Raw genomic sequence first — 25,448 nt, 5'->3', positions numbered from 1 at the left:
TTCCGCGCGTGACTTGTCCTTCGGGAATAATGTTCGCTATGTCAATTCCGCCCGGCTTCACGGGCGGCCCATTCCCGACCTTCGACCGACCTTGAGGATGCTGCGTCGTGGCCCGTCAGACCAGCCATTCGCTGCGCTTGGAAATTGGAGTCCGAGTGAACTGAAAGTTCGCGGACATAGTCGACTTCTGAAGTGAGCGGACCCTTGATGGCCTAGCGGGGCATCGTTTACGGGACATCGCCTCAAATCGACATCAGCCAACGCTTGAAGGTTCTCACAGTGACACGATCTTGATCTCCGTTTCGGCAGACGAAATAGAGGCCACGGTTCAATGACACGCGGCTTTCATCCAGGCGGACCAGCCGACCAAGCTTTAAATCTCTCTCCGCCAAGAGGTGTCTCGCCAAGGCCACGCCTTGGCCGTCAATCGCAGCTTCCAAAAGAACAGCACTGTCCACGAAATTGATGTTCCGCGCTTTGATGCGATCCGCGTCCAGGCCAACTTGTAAGGCCCAATGGTCCCAACCCGCATTGAAGGTATCATGCAACAAAGGGTATTTTGCCACCTCTCCGGCACGCATTGGTAGCTGCTTGTTTTCTACAAGCGAAGGCGCGGCAACGACGATCAATTCCTCTTCTCGGATTTGCTCATGATAGAGCCCGTCCCAATTGGGTTCCCCAAACCGCAATGCGACGTCGACATCGGATCTGTCAAAATCTGCAAAGGCATCATTCGTGTCTAGCAACAGGGCGATTTCCGGGTGCTCTTGCTGAAACGAACTCAGCAATGGCACAAGCCATTTGAGAGCCAGCGACGTCGACAAAGACACCGTGATCGACTGACGATGATGAAAACGCTTCACCTCTGTCACACCCAACTGCAAAGCAGAAAACGCCCCACGTGTTGATTGATGCAGGCGTTCCCCGGCGTCGGTTAGTTCAACGCCATTGGGGTGACGATGAAAAAGCGTTACGCCAAGATGTTGCTCTAGCAATTTGATCTGTCGACTGATCGCCCCATGAGTGACATTCAGCACGTCCGCTGCTCTGGTCAGGCTGGAATGGGTCGCAGTTTCGTCAAAAGCCTGAAGGGCGCGAAGGTGTCTGAGATTTTCAGCCATGTGAGAAAAACTAACAACCTTATCAGATAAACTCGATAGGCATCATTGGTTACAAAGAGTTATAGCGGGGTCAATCTAAGAAATCTCATGGGTCTGATTGATCGAGGGTCGCATGTCCGAACTCAAAGTTGCGCTGATGACAGGTACGGGCCAAGGCATTGGCCGGGGGTGCGCCATTGAAATGGCAAAGGCGGGCTACAAGGTCTCGCTGATGTCGCCGTCCGATCGCTCGATTGAACTGGCGGAAGAGCTTGGTGGCATCGGCCGCCGTGGCTCGGTTTTGGATGTGGACGATCTGCAGGCGATGGTTGATGACACCATGCGCGCGTATGGTCGGATTGACGCTATTGTCAGCAATATGGGGCACGGTGGTTCGGTACCCGAGGCCATCAAAACTGTTGGCTTCGATCCTGATTTTGACGGGCCGCTTTTGGAACTGAGCGACGAGCTGTGGCACGAAAGCCTGGATATGTATGTGCTGAACGTTGTGAAGATTGCTCGCATCGTCACGCCCATCTTGATCGAACAGGGCGGTGGAGCGTTCGTAAACATTTCCTCCATGAACACAATCGAACCTCGCGCGCCCTATCCCATGAGCATGTTGCGCGGTGCTTTGCACAGTTTCTCAAAGCTCTACGGGGATCGCTATGCGCGGTACAACCTTCGCATGAACAACCTACTTCCCGGGTTCTGCGAGAATGTGAACCTGTCCGAGCGGGCCCGTATGGAAATTCCCGCGCAGCGGGCGGCAACATTCGAAGAAATTGGCCAGACATGCGTGTTCCTCGCAAGTAAGGGGGCCCGATACATCAATGGTCAGAGTATACTGTCCGACGGCGGCATGAACCGCGCAGTCAGGTAGAACAGAGAGAGTGAAATGATTGTCAAAGCACTCAAAGACATTCTTGGAACAGAGCGGGACGTCTCTGGACCAGGCTGGAACAGCAGAAGGTTGCTTTTGGCCTCGGATGGCATGGGGTTCACGCTCACTGACACGCTCATCGAAAAGGGTGCCTCGCTTGAGCTTGAATACACCCACCATCTGGAGGCTTGCTATTGTATCGAGGGCAATGGTCGGATCAGAGCCGCCGATGATGAACCCTGGCATATCCTAGAGCCATTCACCCTTTACGCATTGGATCACCATGACCGGCACGTGGTGCAAGCCACAGAGACCGACCTGAGACTTGTTTGCGTCTTCACCCCACCTCTCAGCGGGCGCGAAGTTCACCGCGAAGATGGAAGCTACAGCGTCGAAGCTGAACCTGAGTAGATCGGAGCAGAACGACAAAATCCGACCGCAAAGCAGCATGAAGCACCTCGTCCTTCACTCGGCCATTGCAGCAATCGCCTCGGGTTGCCGTCGCGCCGTGCACATTCGAAGCGGCTTCTTTGGTCCCAGTGGCTTCACCTGATCAGAATTTGGCCGCGTGCATTTAAGTGTCAGACCTGTTGAGTAAAAACGCTTGTAGTCACTTGTCGGATCGGTTGGTGACTTCGGCCCGGAAAAGGTCCGACTTTGCGACAACCAAATACGGCGTTTTCCGGATAGCTGAATTCTTCAGTCGGCTTGTTAAAATCATTTTTAGTCTGATGTGACGACAGTCCTGACGATGGTCACGAGCAGACATCAGTCAATTAGCATTTCGGAAAGTTCACCTGCTCCTTTTTGCAGGATGTTCAGAAAGGACAGCAGACTGTTGACGTCGTGACGTTGGGTTGGAGCATGCACCGAAAGTGTGCCCACCAATCTGCCTTGTCCATCAAGAATGGGCACAGCGATGGCCGTCATTCCGGCCATGAATTCCTCATCATCTGTCGCGTAACCCCTTTCAGAGATTCCGCGGATTTCGTCGCGTAGTGCTTTAGGGTCCGTTAGGGATCGTTCGCTCTGGGGTTGCAAATTGCCTGCAGAGAGAAATCCATCCAACGTCTTCTGACGCAGAGTAGACAGGTACATCTTGCCGCTGGCTGTACAATGGAAAGGTACCTGAGTACCGATAGGCAATTGGATGCGTAGCGGCCATTTCGTTTCGACCCGGTCGAGGTAGATCATTCCTTCCCGGTCCGGGATGGCTAAGTTGCAAGTCTCACCAACGTTTTCGGCGACACTGCGCAAGATTGCCAATCGCGCCGTGCGCAGGTGTTCGGAGGACATGGTATTGACCGAAAGCAACCGCAGCCGGTGCCCAGGGCCGTATGAGCGGCCATCCAGATCTCGCTGCAGGAAACCTTCGGCCTCAGCTGTTTGGAGCAGACGGTGAACTGTGGGCTTCGCCAGCCCCAAAGTCTCGATCAGGTCTGCTGGTTTGATGGCGACCCCACGCCGCGCCACCTCCTCAAGGATAAGAAGAAGGCGCAGGTTGGTCGGGATCTGAGTTTCTTTGTCTTGGGTTTCCGTCTCGGCCATCCCGCAACATTCTAGTTATTTGGCAGCAGGATCAAGGCCAGATCGGGCACAAGCGACACCAAGATCCATACCGACAGCAAAGCCGCCAGATAGGGCACAGTGTATCGCAAGAGGCGGAAATAGGGCACACCCGTCACGCCTGATGCCACATAGAGGTTCAAACCGTAAGGTGGCGTGATGAAGCCGATAGATGCGCCCACAAGGAAGATCACCGAGAAATGGATCGGGTCTATTCCAACCGAGGCCGCGATTGGCGCGAGTATCGGCGCAAGGATGATCGTCACTGGCAGGCTTTCCAGCACCATGCCTGAAAAGAAGACAATCACCATCGAGGTAAACAGAACCGCGTGGTAGCCGCCCATCGAGGTTACAAAGTTCCCAATGGTTTCTTGCGCCCCCAGCAGCGACAGGATTTGCTGCATCACCACTGAAATTGCGATCAGCGGTGCAAGGATACCTGTGATCTGGGCTGACCGGATCACAATTGAGGGGATCTCGGGGATCGTAAAACCTTCGACCACGAACATCTCGGCATAGGTTTTTTCGGTTGGTGAAATGTTGTTGCGGGCGCCCATCAAGCGATTGATCGGATAGCTGACCAAGCCTGCAATCACGCAAAATCCAACAGTCACACCCGCCGCTTCGGTGGGTGAGAATTTACCGGTATAGATGCCCCACAAAACCAAACCGATGGCAAAGAAGCCAAGCCAAGCGCCGAACGCGGTTTTCAACACCCGATTCAGTTGCAGTGGGATCAGATACCCCCAGCCATTCATGCGACAGATGATCCAGCAAGCGAATTGCATCCCCATGACCATCAGCGCACCGGGCAGGATACCCGCAACGAACAGCTCCGAAATCGGCAGGTTCATCAGGAACCCATAGACAATGAAAATAATCGACGGCGGAATGATAATCCCCACCGTGCCCCCCGCCGCCGCAGTGGCCGCGCTGAACCGCTCATCATAACCGCCTTTGACCATCTCCGGGTGCAACATGGAACCAATGGTGGCAGTCGTGGCCGAGTTCGAGCCCGAGATAGCGGCGAACAATCCGCACGCCCCCAGCGAGGCCATCGCCAACCCGCCGCGTATCCAACCCAAACAGGCATAGGCGAAGTCGCTGAGCCTCCGGGCGATACCGGATTTGTTGATCAGGTCTCCGGTCAAAATGAACAACGGCATCGCCAGCAGGGCGAAACCCTTGTTGAAGACGTTCAGCAACTCGGCACCCATATTGTCGAGCGTCAAGCCAAGGACAAACGAACAACCGATAACCCAGTAGCCGATGACCAGCAGAACCGGAACGCCCAGCATGAATAGAAATGTGACCCCAAGCGAGATCAGTGTGACCATGGTTCCATCTGTCATTAGTCTGCTCCGATCACGGCCTGTTTGATGAGCGGGTCGCCTGTTTTCCAGTTGTGCAGATCATCCGCGAGATTTTGAAACACGCGCCCTACCATCAAGAAGAACGACAGCGGCGCAGCCAGAAGAAACCACCACTGCATGACGTTGTCGGTACCCAGTACGATCTGGAAATTTGACGCGGACAGGGCGACCAGGCGGGACGTGGTGACAATGACGATCACAGCGAAGATAAACCACAAAACCGCATCAAGGATCAGGCAAGCGAGTTGCCCTGCCCTCGGCATTGCGGTGCGGAATTCGCTAAAGCTCAAGTGCGTACGAAGGCGTACGTTGTAAGATGCGCCAAACCAAGCCATGACCATAAACAGCAATGGCGGAATGGTCGTCGACCATGGTTCTTGATCATTGAACACGAAGCGGTCGATCACACCCCAGAAGATGATCAGTGCAATGGCAAGATAGGAATAAACCATCACTGATCGTTCCAAATGACGTTCTATGAAGGGCACCTTTCTATAGAGCAACATGACCAGAAAACCGCCAAGTGCCGAGACGACTGCACCAAAAACCCAAGCAGCGTCAGATTCCAGAGCGGATTGAATCTCGAACGAATCCTGGCTGAGAAAGGCGCTGAAGATCGCGCCTATGTCTGCCCATAACGACATGTACCCCGTCCTCCCAGTCGGTGTGTTTTTGGAACCGGCCCGTTTGGGGCCGGTTCACATCAGCTTATCAGGCTTGGCCCATCCACCAACGGCGCGGCTCTACGTTTTCTGGCAGGGTGTCAGCCGGAATTTCACGCGCGATGTCGTAGATTTCCTGATACGTATCGATGCCGCCCGCCCATTTGTTCAGGCGTTCACGCCACTGCGCCCAAGGTTCAGGGTTATAGTTCGGTGCGCACATCTCTTCGGCCAGTTTGATCTGATCGTCCGGCAGGAAGGCCGGGCGGACACCGTTTTCGGCAAAGATCGTGTTGGGAAGCTGCGGCTCCGAGAAGCCAACAGTGTTCAACAACGCGGCCTCATTCGCACCTTGGATCAACGCCTGAGTGAAGTAGGAAGACTCCATCACTGCGTCCTGCAACTCGCCCCCGAGGCCGTCGAAGACCTTGGCCGACATCGACGTATGCTCGGTGCCACAGAAGAACTTCAGGTTCACCGACTGCGAAACCACCGGTGCCATATTGGCGTAAGCCACGGCGGAGGCCCAAGTTTCAGCCCCGTCAATCAGACCGGTTTTCAGCGCATCCAGCGTCTCTTCCCAGGCCACCGGAACCGGGTTCAGGTTCAGCAACTGCATTGCGATCCGGCCCAACTGCGTGCCGGTCACGCGGTTCTTGGTGCCGAACAGCTCTTCCAGCTTGGTCACCGTAGGCTTATCGGCAAAGGTTGAGCCCATTTGCAAGCCACGCAGTTCGCAATGGGTAAAGAGGAACTTCAGCCCATGCCGTTTCTCAAGGGGTTCGCGGAGAATGCGTTGGCTCGCAGGGCTGTAGAAGAAATGGTACTGCGCCGCACGGCTTGGGAACATATAGGCATAGTCCAGCACGTTCAGGTAAGGCGCGCCACCAGCCGAGTTTTGGGTCGATGCGGCGTAGATATCGACGATTCCCTGCTGGGTTTTTTCAACACAGCTGAGCTGACCACAGATCTGATTGTCGCCGATAAACTCGATCCGAATCTCACCATCTGTGCGTTCTTCCAGATCGCGCGCAAACTCGATAGCCCCGGCGCGTTCGATCAGAAGGTTGCGAGTATTAAAGCCTGAAGCGCCAAACTTCAGTGTGTGTTTGGGCTCTTTTGAGAACCGTTTTTCGTACGTGGATTCAGCCGCTTGCGCCAGGTTTGCCAAGCTCATCGCGCCACCGAACCCGCCTGCTGCCAGCAGTGTCGAACTCATGCCGTAACGACCTGCCACGCGGAAGAAATCCCGCCGCGAAATCCCACTCAGTTTCTTACCGATCTCCATTGCTTACCTCCCTGATCGCAATTATTGAGACGTTTTGTATCAAAAAAGGCTAGTATAATTCGATCAACTTGCATAGAGTTTTTTTCAGCGACATTGGGAGGAGGCAGTCATGGAGGTGGATTATGCGGTTGTTGGCGCGGGGTCGTCGGGCTGTGTTATCGCCAATCGGCTAAGCGCTGATCCCAACACGACTGTTGCACTGCTAGAAGCAGGTGGCCGCGATACCAACCCGTGGATTCACATTCCCGTTGGTTACTTCAAAACCATGCACAACCCCTCGGTCGACTGGTGTTACCGCACCGAGCCTGACCCGGGTCTGAACGGTCGATCCATCGATTGGCCGCGCGGCAAGGTGCTGGGTGGGTCGTCCTCTCTGAACGGGTTGCTCTACGTGCGCGGGCAGAAAGAGGACTATGACCGCTGGCGGCAGATGGGAAACGAGGGCTGGGGCTGGGACGATGTGCTACCCTTGTTCAAACGCTGCGAAGATCAGGAACGCGGCGAGGATGAGTTTCACGGTGTGGGCGGGCCGCTTTCGGTGTCCAACATGCGCATTCAGCGCCCGATTTGCGACGCCTGGGTCGCGGCGGCGCAAGCGGCAGGTTATCCTTTCAACCCCGATTACAATGGGGCCGAGCAAGAAGGCGTCGGCTATTTCCAACTGACAACCCGCAATGGCCGCCGGTGCAGTGCTGCCGTTGCCTATCTGAAACCCATTCGGGATCGACAAAACCTGAACATCATCACAAACGCTCTGGTCACACGCGTGGTTCTGGAAGGCAAAAAGGCAACCGGTCTGGTTTACCGGGATCGTTCCGGCGTTGAGAAGACCTTGACAGTCCGACGTGAAATCGTCCTGTCCGGCGGAGCGATAAACTCGCCACAGATCCTTATGCTTTCAGGGATCGGAGACCCAGACCACCTAAAGGAAAATGGCATCGAGCCGCTGCACGCACTGACAGGTGTCGGAAAAGGGCTACAGGACCACTTACAGGCCCGGCTAGTGTTCAAATGCAATGAGCCGACGCTGAATGATGAAGTGCGCAGCCTGTTTAATCAGGCGCGCATCGCCCTGAAATACGCACTGTTCCGTGCTGGTCCTATGACCATGGCGGCCAGCCTTGCCACCGGTTTCATGAAAACCCGACCAGATGTAGAAACGCCCGATATCCAGTTTCACGTCCAGCCTTGGTCCGCTGACAGCCCCGGCGAGGGTGTTCATCCGTTTTCAGCCTTTACCATGTCGGTCTGCCAACTTCGCCCGGAAAGCCGTGGAGAGCTTTGTTTGAACGGTCCGGATCCGACTAAACATCTCAAAATAAGACCCAACTATCTGTCCACTGAAACGGATTGCCGAACCATTGTTGACGGGGTGAACATCGCGCGCAGAATAGCCAAACAGAATCCTTTAGCCTCGAAAATATCAGAGGAGTTTCGGCCAACGGCTCAGCTGAGTTCCGACGACTACGAAGGCACGCTGGACTGGGTAAGGTCAAACACCGCATCAATCTATCATCCTACCGGCACTTGCGCGATGGGAAGCACCGAAGCATCAGTCGTAGATGCAAAACTAAAAGTACACGGCATAGCCAACTTACGTGTAGCCGACTGCTCGATCATGCCGGAAATCGTCAGTGGTAACACCAATGCGCCAGCCATCATGATCGGCGAAAAGGCCAGTGATTTGATAAGAGCGGATGCCTGAAACAACAACGGGTAAGGTGTTTGACCCGTCGGTTTGATTGTGTGTTCGAGCCAAGCGTTTACGGGAGTAGGAGGAGTAGGATATGAACCTCTGACCTTTTGGTTTTGATCCTGCGGATGTTAAGGCTTCGAGCAATTGATTTTGTGGATCAATTGTAGTTTGACCGGTCTGTGTTGGGATTTTCCGACACTGGTTGCGGGAGCAGGATTTGGCCTTCATCGCACAACCGTCCTTCGAAGAAAAGGAAAGTAGACTACATCTCGAAACACAATCTGAGGCTCCGAAGCAACCCAAGTGTCGAAAGCCTCCAAGCGACCGACCAGCAACCGCTCTTCACACTAAAGAAATCCAGCGTTCTAATAAATTCGAAACCGCAGGCAAGCTGGAGTCCAAGGGTTCTTTGGCTCAGCGGTCAATCCTCTCGATTGGATTTGGCTCACTAAGTAGGGGCCACTCAAAAAGGAAGCCACCCCGCTAACATTGGATCACCGAATTACGTGAACCGAACACTTGGCGTGGTGCACGACTCTGTTCGCAGTGGAACCTAAAAATATGTCCTCAAAACCAGGCTTGTGCGAAGCCAAGACGATGCAATCCGCGTCGCTCTCATTTGCGAAATCGACAATAGCCCTACCCGCGTGCCCAGAGATGAGCCGAGCCTTCGCGCCTGGAATTTCAGAAGCAGTTTGATGCAGGTTTTCCAAGATTTCATGCCGCGTATTGGCAAGTAATTCGCTGGGAATTTGAGACCCTACATACGCCGGAATTGGTTCTTGGACGTGTATCACGGTGAATACAGCGTCCGCATCAGCCAATTGGCGCGCGGCTTCAAACGACGCTTGTGTGTCGTGTTCTTGGTCCAGAGCAACCGGGATCAGGATATTCTTGTACATTTGACCTCCTATCTACTGCTCCGATGATTCCAGTTTGGTTCCTCGGCAGCAGGAAATCTATACAGGCTCGGACTTTGAAGATTTCCCCGCGCTCTTTGTAGCGGCTACAACATCATCAACTGTTTTCTCAACAGCTTCAGCTTCGGTTTCAGCGACATAAGATGCACAGCGGGACACGGTTTCGAACCATTCCTGAGCATCAGCAACCAACCGCTCCGCCGAATGGCGCTGCCACTCCGCCATGCTCTGAAAGGCTTTAGAGGGATCGGACGGGTTCGTGGAAGACACATTGCGTGCAGCTTTTAGAGCCGTCCGGACCGCCTCATGACGCCGTTCGAACCAATGCTGCGCAAAGGCCTCTGTTTCTTCGAGCAATTTTTCTTGCGCGTCCCAAAATTGTTCGATCTGGGCACCGAAGGCCGGATTGCCAGACATGGGTGGCTGCATTTGCTTGAAAACATCCAAAAGTGAGGTCGGGCTATTTGTGTTAGATTTCTTTGTCGGCATCGAAAAATCCTCCTCATTCCCTGAATAGGCTATTGTGCCACCTGCGGCGCGCTTTCGCCTTAATACAGATCAAAATCCCTTATTTTTATTACCCTCGGCATAGGCCGCAACGGGACACTCGCATTCTCTCCGACATCGGTTCCTAGAGGGCAGCGTTGGAGTTAGAGTAGTCTAGACAAGAACTTAACGTTTGGATTTCTATGCACATTGCCGGCTTTCTGATTACTCTTGGTGTTCTCTTTCTTGCCGGATTGGCGGCCGACCAACTAGGCCGGGCCACGCATTTTCCTCGTGTTACAACCTTACTGTTCCTCGGTCTGATCGCCGGGAACGCCGGAATGGGGCTAATCCCACTCGACGTTGCCATGTGGTTCGACGAGATTTCCATTGTGGCTTTGACGATGGTCGCGTTCCTTCTTGGCGGATCTTTGACCCGCGAGAACCTGGTTCGACATGGCCGGGCCATTCTGACGATTTCGATTTCAATCGTGGTTGCAACCCTTGTTATCGTGTCTGCTGGATTGACCGCAATTGGTATGCCGTTTGGATTGGCATTGGTGTTGGCGGCAATTGCCACAGCTACGGCTCCGGCCGCCATAACTGATGTGATCAAACAATCTGGGGTGTCTAACCGCTTTACCGAGACATTAAAGGGCGTCGTCGCAATTGATGACGCTTGGGGTCTGATCGTTTTCAGCATCGCCCTGGTTCTGGCCGGTCATTCGGATGGTTGGGCCAGCATCACCGCCGCAGCGATGTGGGATTTCGGGGGCGCCATTGTTTTGGGTGTCACCTTGGGCGTTCCGTCCGCTTACCTAACCGGCCGTTTGAAACCGGGAGAGCCAATGCAGGCAGAAGCAGTGGGCATCGTCTTTCTTACAGCGGGTCTCGCGCTTTGGCTGCAGGTTTCATTTCTAGTAGCAGGCATGGTTGTCGGCGCAGTGATTGGGAATCTTGCCCGCCATCACGACCGTGCTTTTCATGAGATCGAGCACATTCAGTGGCCATTCATGATCCTGTTCTTCCTTTTGGCTGGCGCCACGTTGGAAGTTGAAGCCTTCGGTTTGATGGGCTGGGCTGGTGCTCTTTTCCTATTCTTACGTGCCGTGGCCCGCCTTGTCGGAGGTTACTGCGGAGCAAAACTGGGCGGCCTGCCTCGCCGTCAGACCCGCTGGTACGGTCCCGCTTTGTTGCCACAGGCTGGTGTCGCGGTAGGTATGGCCCTTGTAGCCGGAGAGCAGTTTCCGCATTGGGCCGCGTCGATCATGGCCTTTACTCTAGCCAGTACTGTGGCCTTCGAGGTGTTGGGGCCGCCACTGACTCTCATGTCAATCAAACGCACGGCTGACACGGACCAGCAGATTGGTCAGTGACTATTCAGACTGGATCGATTCAAGGAAGGCGAGCAAATTCGCCAACGGCAGGCCTACCATCATAGGTTGCCCATTAGGTAGAGCCACTGCGATTTGCTGGTCTGTTTCAAACACCGCGCCAAAGATTGGCATTTCGCCCCCATGGGCGAGCAATTGTGAACGACCATCAATCTGTTCAGCTATGCGATCTATCGGAAACACTCCGTCGTTCTCGCCTGCCAATTTGGTAAGGTCAGGTGTTCGAATAGCCAGCATTTCGGCCATTGGCCCGTCTCCGGTCGCTTCGAAACCGTGACATTGCCAGCAATACGTCCGGTACAAATCACTTCCCTCACTGACGCTGACCTCCTGCGCTAGTGCAGGCTCCGTGCCTAACAGTGCCAGTAGAATCCCTCGATAAACCTGCATATTCTCCTCCAAATCTCTGCCACAAATGAAGATCCCATTAAACAGTATAGCTAAGGAACGTCTTTGACCTTGCTCATGTTGTTCGCACCAGTACGAACATTGCCGTTTCAGTCGAATAACGTTTGAGCACGCGCCGAATCCAATCCAGCCCGGCCTCCAACTACGCAACCTCGTCATCGACCTCACCACCCTTGCGCCCAGACGGCACTCCTTCCAATGCGTTCAAATGCAGACGAATTCGCCAGAGGTGATAAGACACTCGATGCAACCATCTGAGGGCATCCAAGCGAGCCCAGACCACGTCGTCCGGCAGACTGTCAGTCGCAGCGTCAGAGATGAGCAAGTCTCTGCGAAGTTTCCTCTGTCGTCGCAGAAAACGGCGAACGCGGTTCAGCGTAATTTCACACTCCACTGGATCGTCGATTTCCAAATAGCCATCAGTTGCTGCAATCATCACCGAAGCAAGCCGCCTCAACCGCCAGTCTTTCGGTAACTCGCTTATCCGATCATCTTGGCCACACCGGTAAAGCAACCGGTCAAGATGATCCAGGATATGGTACATATCCTTGATGTTGGATATCTCTGCGTCGGGCATGCTGGGCAGTTCTGTTTTGTCCAGATACGAGCGGGCTTCGGACACGGCGGTCTGAATGTTGTCCCGACCAAAATCGATTCCGTTTGTCTGAGATGCCCCCAGACACGACCGAAGGTGCGCCACTTCGGCCCTTACAATGCGTTCGACTGCAGCCTTTGCCGCATCCACGGCTAATTCCGGCATCCCAAGGACAAGCGGATCCAGAGATCTCGTTAACTCAGCACCTCGGTCAGGTATAAGCGCCTCGACAAATCTGGCGAAGGGTTTCGCGAACGGCAAGATCAGAGCTACGCCTATGACATTGAAAAAACTGTGGAACGCGACCAGCGCAGTCAGAGAATTTCCGGCCCCCGCCCCGCTTGCAAACACCGAAGTAAATGGACCTAGCAAGAAAAAAGCCATTGCTCCTGTCATCACGTTGTAGATCACATGAGCAAACCCGGTTCGACGCGCCATCGTGCCCCCGCCCAAAGTCGCCAGAACTGCCGTAAAAGTCGTGCCCACATCCATTCCAATGACGAGAGCTGCTGCTTGAGGGAAGTTCACAGCACCCGCGCTCAACGCAGCCAATGCGGTCGCAACGCCAGCGCTCGAAGACTGCGTCACCATCGTGATAAGCACGCCTATCAATACAAGCTTCAGCCTGCCTAGCAGTGTATCTGGCGGGAAATCGGCAGGAGTCACTATGCCGCGAAATACGTCAAGCCCGGACTTGAGTTGCTCGATCCCAATGAAAATCAAGCTGAACCCGGCCAACGCCAGCCCAAGGCCGGAAACCGCTTTCCTTCCCGAAAGCGCCAGCAAAGCCCCAACAAAAACAACGGGCAACATCACTTGCCCCAGGTCTAGCTTGAACCCCAAGAGCGCGACGAGCCAACCTGTCATAGTCGTTCCGATATTGGCCCCAAAGATGATCCCAAGCGCCTGTGGAAACGTGAGAAGGCCAGACGCGACAAATCCTACTGCCGCGACAGTCGTTGCACTAGAAGACTGGATTGCAGCTGTCGTGACCGCGCCCGTTACCGCCCCGGTAAACGGTGTCGACGTGAACCGACCCAAAATATCTCGTAATTGCGCCCCTGCCAAAGCCTTCAAACCGTCCGTCATCAGCAGCATGCCGATAAGAAACAGGCCGATGCCACCCAAAGCTGGTAACAGGTTCCAGAACATCGCGAATAGCTTTTCACCTTTGATCTGACATTGCCGAACATTTTAGCTTTGCCTTTAAGTTCGACGGTATTCGACAATTGGTTTGCATCCAGCATCGCAACCCCGACACTGCAAGTTGATTGACATAGATCAAAGCACCAACATGAATCACATACTGAAATGCGAATGTTTCAACTTGTTCTACGTTCACCGACCTGTCCCCAAGCGAACACTATGGTGAACGGAATTTTGTAGGAGTGGAAGTTCCACCCACGGGGGCTCGGCAGAAGTGGTGGCGAGCCCCCAGTTGGTTGATTGGCGCCCAATGCGCCCACACGTTGAGACACAAAGCATTCGGTGCAGCTTTGACCATAGGATTGAGCTGCTCCGCCAATCGCGGAAAGTAACGAGAAGGACGCCACTGACGACGTTCTGAATGGGCAGTTGGTGGAAATCGCTTATGAGCTCTGTTGATCCAAACGAACAGAAACTCAGACGGGCCCTTACTACCCCGTTGCTCACGCTTTATGGCCTTGGGGTAACGGTCGGAGCGGGCATTTACGTTTTAGTCGGTGCAACAGCTGACATTGCCGGACCGTTTGCGGCGTTGTCGTTCGTTGTAGCCGCGCTCGTCGTATCACTGACCGCGCTTTCGTATGCAGAACTCGCAACACGATTTCCTGTCAGTGCAGGTGAAGCAGCCTATGTTGAGGCGGGATTTCAGAAAGGATGGTTGGCGGTTTTCGTAGGGCTCGCGGTCGCGGCTTCGGGGGTTATCTCTGCCTCTGCCGTTGCAATTGGCGCAGCATCATATCTTCATGCTTTGATCGGTTTTGCGATTCCTGTTTTGACCATCAGCGTCGTTTTGATCATGGGTCTAATCGCGCTTTGGGGGATCACTGAATCGGTCTTTGTTGCGGCCGTCATTACGATCATCGAGATCGCAGGCCTTCTCTTTGTGATTGGCTGGGGCATGTCGGTTCAGGATCCGCAGGGATACGGGATCAGTTCGATGCTTCCACCACTTGAACTCGACGCGTGGAGAGGCATTTTCGCAGCATCACTTCTCGCCTTCTTTGCATTTGTTGGCTTCGAGGACATGGCCAATGTCGCGGAAGAGGTCAAAAACCCCGTGCGCACCATCCCAAAAGCGATTTTACTAACCCTCGTTCTGGCGACCATGTTGTATCTGGGAACCTCAATGACGGTTCTACTTGTTGTTCCGATCGATGTTCTCTCGACATCCGCAGCACCCCTCGCGCTTGTGTTTTCAAACGCCCCCGAGGTGATCAAACAGGGGTTTTCCGCGGTCGCGATTGTGGCGACAGTCAATGGAGTACTGATCCAGATGATCATGGCCTCGCGGGTGATCTACGGCCTAGCTGACCGTAACCATTTACCGAAGGTTCTGGCGATTGTCCCAAAAGCAACTCAGACACCAGTTATCGCTACTTTGCTGGTCGTGGCGATCATCGTTTTGCTGACCCAAACTATACCGATTGGTACTCTGGCAGAGCGCACGTCTCAGATCGTTCTAGGCGTCTTTGTGCTCGTCAACATTTCGCTGATCTTGCTGAAGATGAAGCCGGACGAGGCCGCCAAGCACTTCCGTGTTCCTCTTGTGGTACCGATCCTTGGGGTGATCACCAGTGCATTGCTTTTCGGATCTGGATTTCTCTAACTAAACACAACGACCCAAAGGCTTCCACGAGCTACCACGGCAAATGACGACTGACCAAACTTCAATAGGATCAAAACTTTCGGCCTGGTGGCATAGAACGTTTGTGGATCTGGTTCAGCAACTGCAATGGTCGTATTTACCGCCATTGATGGTCTACTTCGCTGCCGGCGTGTCCGGCCTGACCTCGGTCGTCGGAGCTTTTTTCCTCAAAGACTATCTAGATTTATCCGCCTCTTTCGTTGCTGGACTTGCATTTTGGGCTGGTATCCCGTGGATACTCAAAATGCCGCTTGGCCATGTCGTGGACCTGTTCTGGCGCTGGAAGTCCCTGCTGATCCTGTTTGGCGCATCCCTGATCACGTTGTCATTGCTAACGATGTATGGGCTTGTGACCGCGCCTGCACAGATGTCCAGTTTCATGCCACTGGAAGACTGGTATGTTGTTGCCTTGCTGTTGGCGCCTTCGGGCTATGCCATTCAGGACGTTGTTGCCGACGCCATGACGGTTGAGGCGGTTCCCAAGGTCAACCAGCACGGCCTCCCGTTTACACCTGAAGAAACCCGTGCACAGCACACGACAATGCAGACCTTGGGCAGAGTCTCGATCATTTCCGGGTTTGCGGCGGTGGCGGCTGTGAACATCTGGATTTTCTCTGGAACCGAAGATCTGCAAAAATCCGAGCGCCTCGCGCTCTATGGCCGAGTGTACCTAGTAGCACTGGCCATACCCGTGTTGTCGGTCAGCGGAGTCGTTCTTCACAGCTTGATCCAGCGTCAACGTGTCCAGCGGGGACACCCGCCCCACACACCGGACGCAGTCACAGAAGTCAAATGGTCCATATTGCTCGGCGGTCTCGCATTCGTGGTGCTCAGCATCGTTCTGGGAACCGCTGATTTCGAATTTGCGCAGGAAACAGTTTTCGCGGTTTCCCTGACGGTAATTCTGTACCTTATGTCGCGCCTGCTCAAAGAGCTGGAACCGGCCCAAGCCAAAGCCTTAATTGGGACAGCGACAATCATTTTTGTTTTCCGTTCCGTTCCTCTGCCGGGACCAGGCCTGACCTGGTTTGAAATCGATGAACTAGAGTTCGATGAGCAATTCTTAGCAATCTTGGCTTTGTTGACTTCGCTGCTGGCGCTGCTGGGGTTAATTGTTCTGCGACCATTCATGGCCAACCGCTCAATTGCGCATGTGGTGATATTGCTGACAATCGCCGCAGGCATACTCGCCCTGCCTAACCTTGCTCTCTACTACGGCATTCATGAATGGACAGCGGAGCGAACCGGCGGAATTGTAGACGCAAGATTTATTGCCATTCTCGACACCGCCGTTGAGTCTCCACTCGGACAGATCGCCATGGTCCCGATGTTGGCTTGGATTGCACGCAATGCCCCAACTCATTTGAAAGCGACCTTCTTTGCCGTGATGGCATCGTTTACCAACATGGCATTGTCGGCCAGCAGCCTCAGCACCAAATACCTCAACCAGACATACGTCGTCACGCGCGCTGTCACCAAGCCCGAAACCGGTGAGGTCACGTCGACTGCGGACTACAGTCAACTTGGGTACTTGCTGATCTCCGTGGCCCTGATCTCAGTGATCGTTCCACTGGTCACTGTGTTCTTTGTTCAAAACTCGCGCTTCCGAACGAGCGAATGATCACTGGCTTTCCACCTCTCCTAGCAGAGTTCTGAGATGTGAGACCGGGACGCCGATGTTTGAACCACCAAACTCGGGCAGGATCGCAGCATTGATGGCAACGACCTCGCCCTGCCGATTCAATGCTGGTCCTCCACTCCCACCGGTCGTAGTCTCAGCGTCATAAACGATGGCGCTCCCACTTGTCCGCGCGACGATCCCCCGGCTTGCTAGCGGGTGAATCTTGCTTTGAGCGGAAAGCCGGGACGCAATCGACCAAAAGTTCAACGTTCCTTCTGCCTCCAGTTCCTCTAGAAAGCCCGGACCAGCCTGCGCGATCAAAGCTTTCAAACCCGTTGGATATCCCAACAGATAAAGCTCTTCACCAACGCGCGACGTGGCATCCGCCAACGGAATTCCGAGGTCCTGAACGCGGCTGGGCTCAACTGCCAAAATCGCCAAGTCTGCGGCTTTACTGAACCGGACCAAACGCGCCTCTATTGGATCCGTCTGATCAGGCAAATAGGCCAGCAGCCTCAACATCTCTGGCTCAAGACCAGCTTCTCTCAGCGCCTTCTCTTGGTCCCCTGATGTCCACGGCAACGCAACATGGCGGTTGGTGGCCATCAACGGCACTCCAGCGATCAAAAAGCCCGTTCCGGTGAATTGAAATTCTGCAGGTTCGCCGGTCCCGTCCGGTTCGATCCAAGGCTGGCCAAACGGGGTCTTCAGGTTTTCTCCGTTAGGTCCCAACACATGCCGTAAAATCTTTCCGCTTTCCACGTGGCGCAGTCCGTAAGCCCCCTGAAGGAAAGCGACCGATCGAGTGGAGGCGGCGATTACCCGCGTTGGCGCTCCCGCCCGCTGCTCCAAGGTTCCAAGACGCTGTTCGGTCGAAAGAACTTGGTTTTCAAAAGCGTCACGCAACGAAGCCAGGTCATCAGGCGTAAGTGCATCTTCTCGCGTCTGGGCGAGCATAACCGCTACCGCTTCGATCTTACGGGACTCCTGTTCGATACTATCCGCCAAGCGCCGGTCGTTCTGGAAAAGCAGGTACCCAAACCCCGCAATCACAAGAAGCGTTGCAAGAACTGTGATCCTGAACAGTATCGTGGTCTGAGACGCAAGCCGCCGCCCACTATCGCGCAGGGCGCCAGACATCTTTTTAGCGAAAGGTCGGCGGCTCGCTCGGGCGTAGGCATATGCGTCACTAAAGATATCTTCGACCGTATGGTGCGCGGGAAATGAGTGATCGCACAATCTGTATCGAGACATAGGGCCCTTTTCGCCAAACTCGATCATGTCGCCATGCCTCAGAGACACCGATGAGGCTTTTTGTCCGTTTACCCATATATTACGCCCTGCTGACGCGGTTATTGTGTAACCGTCGTCAACCCACTGTAGGGTCGCAATATCGTTATCATGCGGAGGCAGGTTGTCTTTAGGTCGAAGGCTTAACACCCTGCTATCGTCAACAGAAACGGTCAGGGCTTTATCGACCAGCCAGTTCACGTTTCCGCGCGATGGTCCGGTCAGGCTCTCCAGAAAGGCCCGCACCTCACCTTCACCAGCATGTCCTGAGGGTGTCATGCCACTCTCTTCTGGTTTTCGCATTGTGGCCCCCTACCCAAACGCGTGAGGGCATTCTACCACGCTTCAACGCCAAACCCATGGCCTGGTACGAATGTGCAAAAAACACATTTGTACAGATACTTGCGGTGCCCGCGCGGATTCAACCAAAGACACTTATCAGGACGCAACTCTAAGAAGGTCGATCCACGATCGACCCTCTACTTTGCTCTTTTCAAGCACTGTATCGATCCACCAAACCGTCTATTTCGACGATACCTTGATCTTGCGGCTTGGATCCTGAGGCTCAGTCTTCGGCATTTCGATATGCAAAACGCCTTTGTCGAATGTTGCTGAAATCTTGTCGATTTCAACAGTGTCTGGCAGCGACATGGCTCTGGAAAAACTGCCATAGCTTCTTTCGCTGACGCGTAGATCGCCCGTTTCATCATGCGCAATCTTCTTCTGACCGCGCAGGATTAGCCTGCGGTCCTTGATCTCAATTTCCACATCATCCTCTTCCAGCCCTGGCAATTCAGCCGTCAGAACAATCGCAGAATCCGTTTCTTGGACATCGATTGCCGGTGAAATCGCCCACGTCATATCGAGAGACGGAAAACCCGTGCGTTGCGCAGCCGTTTCCATCGGTAGGAAGGGTAATCCTCCCCCCAAAAAACGCGACATCAACGTTTCCATTTCACGCCGAAAGTTGTCGGAGAGGGGATGCGTTCCAGTGAAAAGTTGCGGGGACTTTTTGTCTTCTAGCATTTTTTGAGCCTCCTCCTTTGGTCTGATTTCGCGCGCGCAACATTATGGCAGAAAACGCGGTCAAGGACCTTGATCTTGCGCAAGCATACAACCTGAAGGCCCCGAAGTTTCATTCGTGATAAAGGAGCTTGGGGACTTCACATGCGGTCTGGGACAGATCGCTCCGCAAACCACTGTCTATCTAGATGCCCCACACGGGAACCTGTCGATCAGCCACCGCAATGAGACAGGCATTATTCTGATCGCAGGTGGTGTCGGGATCGCGCCCATGTTGAGCATTATGCGTCAAGTTCGACTGAGTGGAACACTAAACGATCTCAAGCTTATCTATGGCAACCGGGTGGAGGAGCAGATTGTTTTTCGCCAGGAGTTGTCCAAAGAAGACACAGTATTTGTTCTATCCGAACCGCCAAAGGATTGGCGAGGCGAAACAGGTTTGATCGACGGTCCCCTGTTGGACCGTAATTTATCTTCCAAGCAATTTGAGAGCTGGCTTTTTGTTCTCTGCGGCCCCCCTGCCATGATGGACGCCGTCGAAGATCATCTGATCGCTCGGGGCACCGCGTCACACCGGATTTTGTCTGAAAGGTTTGACTATGATTAGCCTGATCAGAAACCTGCCCGCACGCCAACAAGTGAAGGTCATTGTGTGGTGCATCAGTTTTATAATCCTCGTCGCTGCCTTGGCCTTTTCTTTAAGGTGGCAAAACAAGCCATTGGGCCATGGCCAGTCTCAAAAATTGTCCGCCAAAAAGGCCGATTTGATTCGAGATGTAGGTCGCCGCAAACTTCCTTAAAAACATGCTCTGCGTGGACAGCAAAAGCGTACCACGACTCTCCCGATACGCTCCCATGTAACGCCTTTGATGGAGATCAAGGGCAACGCAGGCCACTTATTCATAATCAGCAATCTATTCAGACCGATTTATGGGAGGATCGGAATGACCGTACTCATCGCCTTCGCTACAGTCGAAGGCCAGACAGAAAAGATTGCGTGTTTCATCAACGATGTCGCGAAGAATGCTGGTTTCAACGCAAAGCTGATCAATACCGACGAAATGCCCAGCCACGTTTCGCTTGGCGATGTGGTCAAGGTTGTTCTTCTGGCCCCTGTCCACGAGCGTAGGCACCCCAATTCATTTGAGGCATTTATCGCTTCAAATAGAGATGCCTTAATGAAGCGAAAGTCTCTCGTGCTTTCCGTCGGTTTAAAAGCTGCTTTTGCGTCAGGTCGAGAAGAAGCACGCGACTATCTTGACGAAATGCTTCTTCGAACAGGTTTTGAACCAAATGCGACGGCTTTGATCGCAGGCGCGGTGAGGCCCGAAAACTACGGGTATTTTGAGAGGGAGATCCTTAAGCACGTCGTCTTGCTCGGTCGAAAAATCGATCCACGAGAAGGAGCAAGGGAGTTTACTGACTGGGATGAGCTAACGTCAATTGTGATAGATTTCCTTGGCGAAAACGGTCGGGCGAACACGCTTCAACCTCCAGCAAAATCTTAAAAAATGTTTTCTCAAGTATTTACCGATGAATTTTAATAGTTTTGACTCCCAGAAAGTCACAGTCGTCGGCTCACTTCATCAGTGTCCTAAAAGCACTGGTAAACTTGTCTGCTCCAACATTGCTTGCGTCGTGCCCCCAAAAACTGACTCTCGCAAATGGGAATGCCCATAAGCTCCCATAACAACGAGATCGGCCCCCGCTTCGCTTGCTCGTTCTTGAATGCAGTCTGCAATTGAATTTCCCCCGCACTGGAACTGCGACACGGTCACGTCGCAACCGTGATGGCCGAGCCATTCAGCTAGGTCATTTCCGGGCACGCTACCTTCTAAGTCCTCAGGCGACGGGAAATCAAAACACCCAATCACAACTTCATTGGCCGCCAGAAGAATGGGTAAGGCTAAATGCGTCGCCCTAGACGCAGGCAAGCTGTCATTCCATGCCAAAAAAATGCAGTCGCGTTGGGCAAACGGATCTCCATTGATCATCAGAGCGACAGGCGAATGAAACAATACTCCGCACGCGATCATGTGAAATAAATCGGGATCTCTTCGCAATCCAGCGTCTAGAAAGGCGATATCGGAGCATTTGGCTTGTTCTGCTACAAGTTGCTGTAACTCTGCTCCAGGCCCCATAAAGGCAACTACATTTGCCGATACGTCCCGCCCAACCAGAAGCGCTTCAACTCTAGTGGCGCGAGACTTCAAGGCGGCATTTTTCGCGTGAAGAACGTCCAACCAATCTGAGGGCAGACCCGCCTCAACGAACTTGTTTGATCCATACTTCAGGTAAGGCAGGCTAGGTAACGCCGCGATCAATACGCAATTCAAGTGGTCGTTCTGGATACGGGCAGTATCAGCGCATTCCAAAATCGACGCGTCGTCAGCATCAACTCCTACATAATATGCCACTGTTCTGTGTCGCATTCCCGACCTCCGTCCGGAATTTCACTTCGCCCGAAAGCCGTGCGCATTGATTGAACCAACAAATAGCCGATGTTGTTAGTCGCTTATCTTACTTCGGCAGCATGAAGAACTCTTCCAATACAATCTTGCCTTCCGCCACCGAATACACTGCGATCTCACGCAGGGTCATACGCTCACCCGTAGCCTTCTGAATCACTTCAGCTCTGAAGCGCACTCCAAAGCGGTTGGGTGGGTGGACGTAGGGGCCGTCCACTTCTAGTTCTTTGATTTCATGCGATGCCAACCAATCCTCTCTTTTTCCCTTGATGGCTTCGCGACCCTTTGAAACGCGGAATTGTCGAACCGGAGGCAGAACGGCCTCTATCGACTGTGCGTTTTCCGCATACATTTCATTAACACTTCCAAGGCCCCTGCGCTCACGCATGGCCTCGACGAAGGATCTACCGATTTCAATTAACTCTTCCATGAATCCCCCCTGAGTTACCATGGAGTGTACCACTTCTTGCCCGCTCAAATCTTGACAAGGATCAATGAGCACCTGAGGAAATGAAATGAGGCCAATTCGTACTCAACTCTGCTCAGCCAGAAGTAACACACTTAATACCGCGCCACATTCGCATCAATCTACAGGAAAGGCGGACAGCGTCATCACGCTAGTGTCGCAGTTGCTATTTGGTTTTTAGTCAGTTCGACCGTGCATTGGCGGCGGGTTGCAACCTAAAGCTGCCATGGAGATGTAATAATGCTATACAAGAGGAAGTACTGAGGCGATTGCCACGGCCGTTTTTTCCAAAAACACATCTTCGCCCTTACTTGCCAGACAATATCCGGCCCCCGCTCCTTCCCCCCGTCATGCGAGAGAAGGCCCTTCGCTTTCAGGTTCGTATCCGCGCGATGCCTTTTGTCGGAGGCCAGCCGCTTCCCCGCAGGTTTCTCACCTACCCCGCTTTGACCGCGCACGGTCTCGGCGGCCCCCGGTCCGACGAGTGTCTGAAGACGCCCGTCGACCGGTGGGTTCCGTAGTCGCGTTTCTGCACCGGGCCAGAAGGAGCCGCGTCGGCGCGGGATGCCGCCGCAACGACATTGGCGCGCTCCTCTCCGGAACACGCAAAGCTGATCCGACCAATATTGGTTCATGCGAGCTTCGGAACGGCAGAGCATCACTACATTCACGCCCAAACCATTGAAGCAGGCCGCGACTACGCGGATCTGATCAACCAAAAGAAAAAGGTCTGGCGATGACCCGAGTTGCAATCTATGCCCGTTTCTCCAGCCAGATGCAGCGAGACGAATAGGCGCGACCGAACTGGATGTTGAAGCGAAATGGGTCGAGTGGGCTAAGAGCTTCAGCTTTGTCGAACGCTGCAAGACCATCATGAATGTCGCGCATATGATAGATTTGGTTCCACCCCATTCGCAACCAACCCCAGGCTGAATTTGGGTCGAGAACCAGCGCCCGTTCCAGCAGCACTCCGGAGCGTTCGTGCTCAAGTCCTGTCATGCTCAATGCAGCGGCAATCGCGACCAGTGAGGGTGCATGATCACCTGATGACAATATGGCGGCTTCCGCGTCCGACTGAGCGTATTCCCGAGACCTTAGTGGCGTCTCACTCCACAAATAAGTCGCCTGCTGAGCATAAGCCCAAGCACGCAACGCCTTTGCGCGAAAATCGTTCGGGTCTTTGTTTACCGCGGATGTCAAAAGCTCAATCGCGCGCTCGTTCTCCTCCCGTCGATGAGCCCAAAAATGTGGAAACGCGCTCATATAAAGCTCGTATGCCTTTCTATTCATCGGCGCGACGGCTCGAGCAGCAGCTATTTCAGATGCGCGGATGGACGGCGAAATTGCTCCGGCGACATGTGAAGCGATCTTGTCTTGAAGATCGAACAGGTCTTTGAGTTCTTCATCATAGCGTTGCGACCAAAGGTTGGCGCCCGTTATGGCAGAGTTCAGTTGAACGGAAATCCGCACCCTCGAACCAGATTGACGGATGGCCCCCGTCACGACGAACCGCGCGCCAAGCTCGCGCCCGACTTTCCTGACTTCTACTATGCGACTCTTGAAGCTGAAAGCTGACTGTCGGGTTATTACCGATATGTCGCCTACGCTTGAAAGAACCGAAGTGATTTCGTCCACGACGCCGTCAGCAAAAAAACTCGTCTTCGCTCCCAATCTCTTCAAATGGCATTACCACAACGGCAGGCAGCTTTGCCGAAACTGCAAGTAAACCGGCTGGATCTTCTCCAATAACCCATGCTTCAATCGGTTCTGGAATGTTCTTTACCGAAACAGCTCCTAGGGGGATTATCTCAACGTCTATGCGTCCCTTGATCTGATCCCGTTCCGATAGTGACAGGCAAATCCCGCCAACAGGTGCTAAAGCCTCCAGCCGCGCCGCCACATTCACCGCATCGCCTAAGATATCGTTATCAACGACGACCACGTCGCCGACATGCATCCCAATTCGAAAATGCAGCCTTTCTTGCACTGGCCGATCTGTATCACGGCTCTCCATCGCTTCCTGAACGGCGAGGGCAGTCCGAGCAGGTTCGACCGGCGACGGAAACTCAGCCAGACAGCCATCACCCATTGTTTTGACAACCCGCCCGCTTGATTGACGTACCATTGGTTTGACAACCTCGCACTAGATCGCACGAAGGCGCGAAACCACACCCTCTTCGTCTGCGGCCATAAGGCGCGAATAGGCCGCTAGATCGGCGGCTAAAATTGTCGTCAGTTTTCTAATGCGGTTTCTCCAGATGCTTAGCGCACCTTGAGCGATAATTCTTCGTTCAGCAATGATCAGGTGTTTTCCAATTCGTCTGCTTTGTACGCAGAGCCGACGTTTGGAACGCTGTGAAACCTGAGATAGCTGACCGAAGATGTTAGATGACCGCTTTGAGCCCATACTTCCCGGATGCTGCGTTTCGCGTGAATTTCCGCTTTCCCAATTACGCTACGCGCAAGGTCGACGGGCGTCCCACCTCGGCGGTGATTTCGCTGAGCAGTGCGCGGGCGGCGTCACTACGCCTTTTGGGGTTAGAGCGCGCAACGTATGCAATCGCAGGAGGCTCCGGGAACACATCTTCGATAACTTCCAAGTCTTGGGGCACGTGCAAGCCATTCATTAGGGCTATACCGAGCCCCGCGCGCGTTGCCGAAAGGATACCTGATACGCTCGGGCATTCTAAAACTGCTTCAAATTGATGACCCGTTCTTGAGTTCTGCGATTGTGCCCAGTGCTTGTAGAAGCAGTTTTGATCGAACGCGAGGAATGGAACGGATGCGTTAAGATTCAGTGATAGATCATAAGACTTGATCCAGTGCAGCCGGTCCTCATACAGCACAAGGTCATCGCTCCGGACTTCGTCTCTCATGACCTGTATAACCGCGATGTCGATTTCACCCGCGATAAGCCAATCAGACAGTGTTAGGCTTTGCGCGACCCGCGTGCTGACCGTGGTCTCTGGGTGCAGACGTGTAAAGCGGCCAAGGATGCGCGCAACGTCACCGCCCGTTGTATCTTCGGTCATGCCCAATTTAATGGTGCCAGCCAAAGGCTTCTTTCCAAGAGCGGCGAGCGCTTCGTCATGCAAATCCATCATCCGGTGCGCATACTCTAACAGGCGTGTACCGGCCTCGGTGAACAATGGCCCACCGGCGCGGCGTGCTAGGAGTTCACAATCTAGAACAGTCTCAAGCCGCTTGATTTTGTGGCTCACTGCAGGTTGAGACAGCGCTAAATGCTCGGCGGCGCGCGTTACACCGCCATGGGTCGAGATCGCGACCAAGGCGCGCAAACCTTCGATGTCCAAACGCTCAGCCATTCGGAATTTCTATCGCTACATGACAATCATTC

24 protein-coding genes are annotated in these 25,448 nt (G+C 53.8%); 8 read left to right on the top strand and 16 right to left on the bottom strand.

What is annotated here, in order from left to right; translation table 11 throughout:
* Positions 1–242: 242 nt before the first annotated feature.
* Positions 243–1,121 carry a LysR substrate-binding domain-containing protein gene (locus tag GS636_RS07350; protein ID WP_171183731.1) on the bottom strand — a complete coding sequence of 293 codons (879 nt, stop codon included), beginning with the start codon at positions 1,119–1,121 and terminating at the stop codon, positions 243–245.
* Positions 1,122–1,233: 112 nt separating this feature from the next.
* Here GS636_RS07350 and GS636_RS07345 point away from each other — a divergent pair, with 112 nt between their 5' ends.
* Together GS636_RS07345 and GS636_RS07340 are read left to right on the top strand one after the other, a co-directional pair.
* Positions 1,234–1,983, top strand: coding sequence for an SDR family oxidoreductase (locus tag GS636_RS07345; RefSeq protein ID WP_171669008.1), 750 nt, complete (start codon positions 1,234–1,236; stop codon positions 1,981–1,983).
* A 15-nt stretch (positions 1,984–1,998) separates the two neighbouring features.
* A complete protein-coding gene (locus GS636_RS07340; RefSeq protein ID WP_171183728.1) occupies positions 1,999–2,394 on the top strand; it encodes an ectoine synthase in 396 nt (131 codons plus the stop codon).
* A gap of 357 nt (positions 2,395–2,751) precedes the next feature.
* Here GS636_RS07340 and GS636_RS07335 read toward each other — a convergent pair whose 3' ends face one another.
* The 4 genes from GS636_RS07335 to GS636_RS07320 all read right to left on the bottom strand — a co-directional run bounded on the left by GS636_RS07335 (position 2,752) and on the right by GS636_RS07320 (position 6,872).
* Positions 2,752–3,531, bottom strand: a complete 780-nt coding sequence (locus GS636_RS07335; protein ID WP_171669007.1) for an IclR family transcriptional regulator — start codon at positions 3,529–3,531, stop codon at positions 2,752–2,754.
* Between the two features lie 11 nt (positions 3,532–3,542).
* Complete coding sequence (locus GS636_RS07330) at positions 3,543–4,901, bottom strand: TRAP transporter large permease (RefSeq protein WP_171669006.1); 1,359 nt, start codon at positions 4,899–4,901, stop codon at positions 3,543–3,545.
* On the bottom strand, positions 4,901–5,566 hold the full coding sequence (locus GS636_RS07325) for a TRAP transporter small permease (protein WP_171669005.1): 666 nt from the start codon (positions 5,564–5,566) through the stop codon (positions 4,901–4,903). The genes GS636_RS07330 and GS636_RS07325 overlap by 1 nt, the downstream gene beginning before the upstream one ends.
* A gap of 67 nt (positions 5,567–5,633) precedes the next feature.
* Complete coding sequence (locus tag GS636_RS07320; protein WP_171183723.1) at positions 5,634–6,872, bottom strand: TRAP transporter substrate-binding protein; 1,239 nt, start codon at positions 6,870–6,872, stop codon at positions 5,634–5,636.
* Positions 6,873–6,981: 109 nt separating this feature from the next.
* On the opposite strand from GS636_RS07320, the gene GS636_RS07315 reads away from it, so the two are divergent.
* On the top strand, positions 6,982–8,577 hold the full coding sequence (locus tag GS636_RS07315; RefSeq protein WP_171669004.1) for a GMC family oxidoreductase: 1,596 nt from the start codon (positions 6,982–6,984) through the stop codon (positions 8,575–8,577).
* 485 nt (positions 8,578–9,062) lie between these two features.
* Here the strand turns inward: GS636_RS07315 and GS636_RS07310 are convergent, their stop codons facing one another.
* Both GS636_RS07310 and GS636_RS07305 read right to left on the bottom strand, forming a co-directional pair.
* Positions 9,063–9,470 carry a universal stress protein gene (locus GS636_RS07310; protein ID WP_171183719.1) on the bottom strand — a complete coding sequence of 136 codons (408 nt, stop codon included), beginning with the start codon at positions 9,468–9,470 and terminating at the stop codon, positions 9,063–9,065.
* 57 nt (positions 9,471–9,527) lie between these two features.
* Entirely contained in the window at positions 9,528–9,977 is a 450-nt protein-coding gene (locus GS636_RS07305; RefSeq protein ID WP_171669003.1) for a phasin family protein, read from the bottom strand.
* A gap of 200 nt (positions 9,978–10,177) precedes the next feature.
* Between GS636_RS07305 and GS636_RS07300 the strand changes: the two genes are divergently transcribed.
* On the top strand, positions 10,178–11,350 hold the full coding sequence (locus GS636_RS07300; RefSeq protein ID WP_171669002.1) for a cation:proton antiporter: 1,173 nt from the start codon (positions 10,178–10,180) through the stop codon (positions 11,348–11,350).
* Here the strand turns inward: GS636_RS07300 and GS636_RS07295 are convergent, their stop codons facing one another.
* Together GS636_RS07295 and GS636_RS07290 are read right to left on the bottom strand one after the other, a co-directional pair.
* Positions 11,351–11,758 (bottom strand): c-type cytochrome, encoded by a 408-nt coding sequence (locus GS636_RS07295; RefSeq protein WP_171183713.1) that lies wholly within the window; start codon positions 11,756–11,758, stop codon positions 11,351–11,353. It lies immediately after the preceding gene.
* Between the two features lie 160 nt (positions 11,759–11,918).
* Positions 11,919–13,523, bottom strand: coding sequence for a Na/Pi cotransporter family protein (locus GS636_RS07290; RefSeq protein WP_171669001.1), 1,605 nt, complete (start codon positions 13,521–13,523; stop codon positions 11,919–11,921).
* Positions 13,524–13,962: 439 nt separating this feature from the next.
* Here GS636_RS07290 and GS636_RS07285 point away from each other — a divergent pair, with 439 nt between their 5' ends.
* Both GS636_RS07285 and GS636_RS07280 read left to right on the top strand, forming a co-directional pair.
* The gene (locus tag GS636_RS07285) at positions 13,963–15,183 is read left to right on the top strand and encodes an APC family permease (RefSeq protein ID WP_171669000.1); all 1,221 of its coding nucleotides are present in this window, start codon (positions 13,963–13,965) and stop codon (positions 15,181–15,183) included.
* A gap of 43 nt (positions 15,184–15,226) precedes the next feature.
* A complete protein-coding gene (locus GS636_RS07280; protein ID WP_171668999.1) occupies positions 15,227–16,843 on the top strand; it encodes a hypothetical protein in 1,617 nt (538 codons plus the stop codon).
* On the opposite strand, the gene GS636_RS07275 is transcribed toward GS636_RS07280, so the two are convergent.
* Both GS636_RS07275 and GS636_RS07270 read right to left on the bottom strand, forming a co-directional pair.
* The gene (locus GS636_RS07275; protein ID WP_171668998.1) at positions 16,844–18,412 is read right to left on the bottom strand and encodes a trypsin-like peptidase domain-containing protein; all 1,569 of its coding nucleotides are present in this window, start codon (positions 18,410–18,412) and stop codon (positions 16,844–16,846) included.
* 243 nt (positions 18,413–18,655) lie between these two features.
* Positions 18,656–19,075, bottom strand: coding sequence for an Hsp20/alpha crystallin family protein (locus tag GS636_RS07270; protein WP_171668997.1), 420 nt, complete (start codon positions 19,073–19,075; stop codon positions 18,656–18,658).
* Positions 19,076–19,274: 199 nt separating this feature from the next.
* Here GS636_RS07270 and GS636_RS07265 point away from each other — a divergent pair, with 199 nt between their 5' ends.
* Complete coding sequence (locus GS636_RS07265; RefSeq protein WP_171668996.1) at positions 19,275–19,763, top strand: hypothetical protein; 489 nt, start codon at positions 19,275–19,277, stop codon at positions 19,761–19,763.
* Positions 19,764–20,100: 337 nt separating this feature from the next.
* The gene (locus GS636_RS07260; protein WP_171668995.1) at positions 20,101–20,664 is read left to right on the top strand and encodes a flavodoxin domain-containing protein; all 564 of its coding nucleotides are present in this window, start codon (positions 20,101–20,103) and stop codon (positions 20,662–20,664) included.
* 78 nt (positions 20,665–20,742) lie between these two features.
* Here GS636_RS07260 and GS636_RS07255 read toward each other — a convergent pair whose 3' ends face one another.
* From GS636_RS07255 to GS636_RS07235, 5 genes are all read right to left on the bottom strand, one after another.
* Complete coding sequence (locus GS636_RS07255) at positions 20,743–21,588, bottom strand: universal stress protein (RefSeq protein WP_171647451.1); 846 nt, start codon at positions 21,586–21,588, stop codon at positions 20,743–20,745.
* Positions 21,589–21,676: 88 nt separating this feature from the next.
* Entirely contained in the window at positions 21,677–22,054 is a 378-nt protein-coding gene (locus tag GS636_RS07250; protein WP_171668994.1) for a nuclear transport factor 2 family protein, read from the bottom strand.
* A 789-nt stretch (positions 22,055–22,843) separates the two neighbouring features.
* On the bottom strand, positions 22,844–23,725 hold the full coding sequence (locus GS636_RS07245) for a hypothetical protein (RefSeq protein ID WP_171668993.1): 882 nt from the start codon (positions 23,723–23,725) through the stop codon (positions 22,844–22,846).
* 7 nt (positions 23,726–23,732) lie between these two features.
* Entirely contained in the window at positions 23,733–24,215 is a 483-nt protein-coding gene (locus GS636_RS07240) for an adenylate/guanylate cyclase domain-containing protein (protein ID WP_256369058.1), read from the bottom strand.
* A 325-nt stretch (positions 24,216–24,540) separates the two neighbouring features.
* Positions 24,541–25,416: a LysR family transcriptional regulator gene (locus tag GS636_RS07235; RefSeq protein WP_171647453.1), complete on the bottom strand. Its 876-nt coding sequence runs from the start codon at positions 25,414–25,416 to the stop codon at positions 24,541–24,543.
* Positions 25,417–25,448 lie beyond the last annotated feature (32 nt).

It is taken from the genome of Ruegeria sp. HKCCD4884 (assembly GCF_013110855.1).
GTDB lineage: Bacteria > Pseudomonadota > Alphaproteobacteria > Rhodobacterales > Rhodobacteraceae > Ruegeria.
Note: the sequence above shows the minus strand (reverse complement) of the source record. Positions and strands in the feature narration are given on the sequence as shown.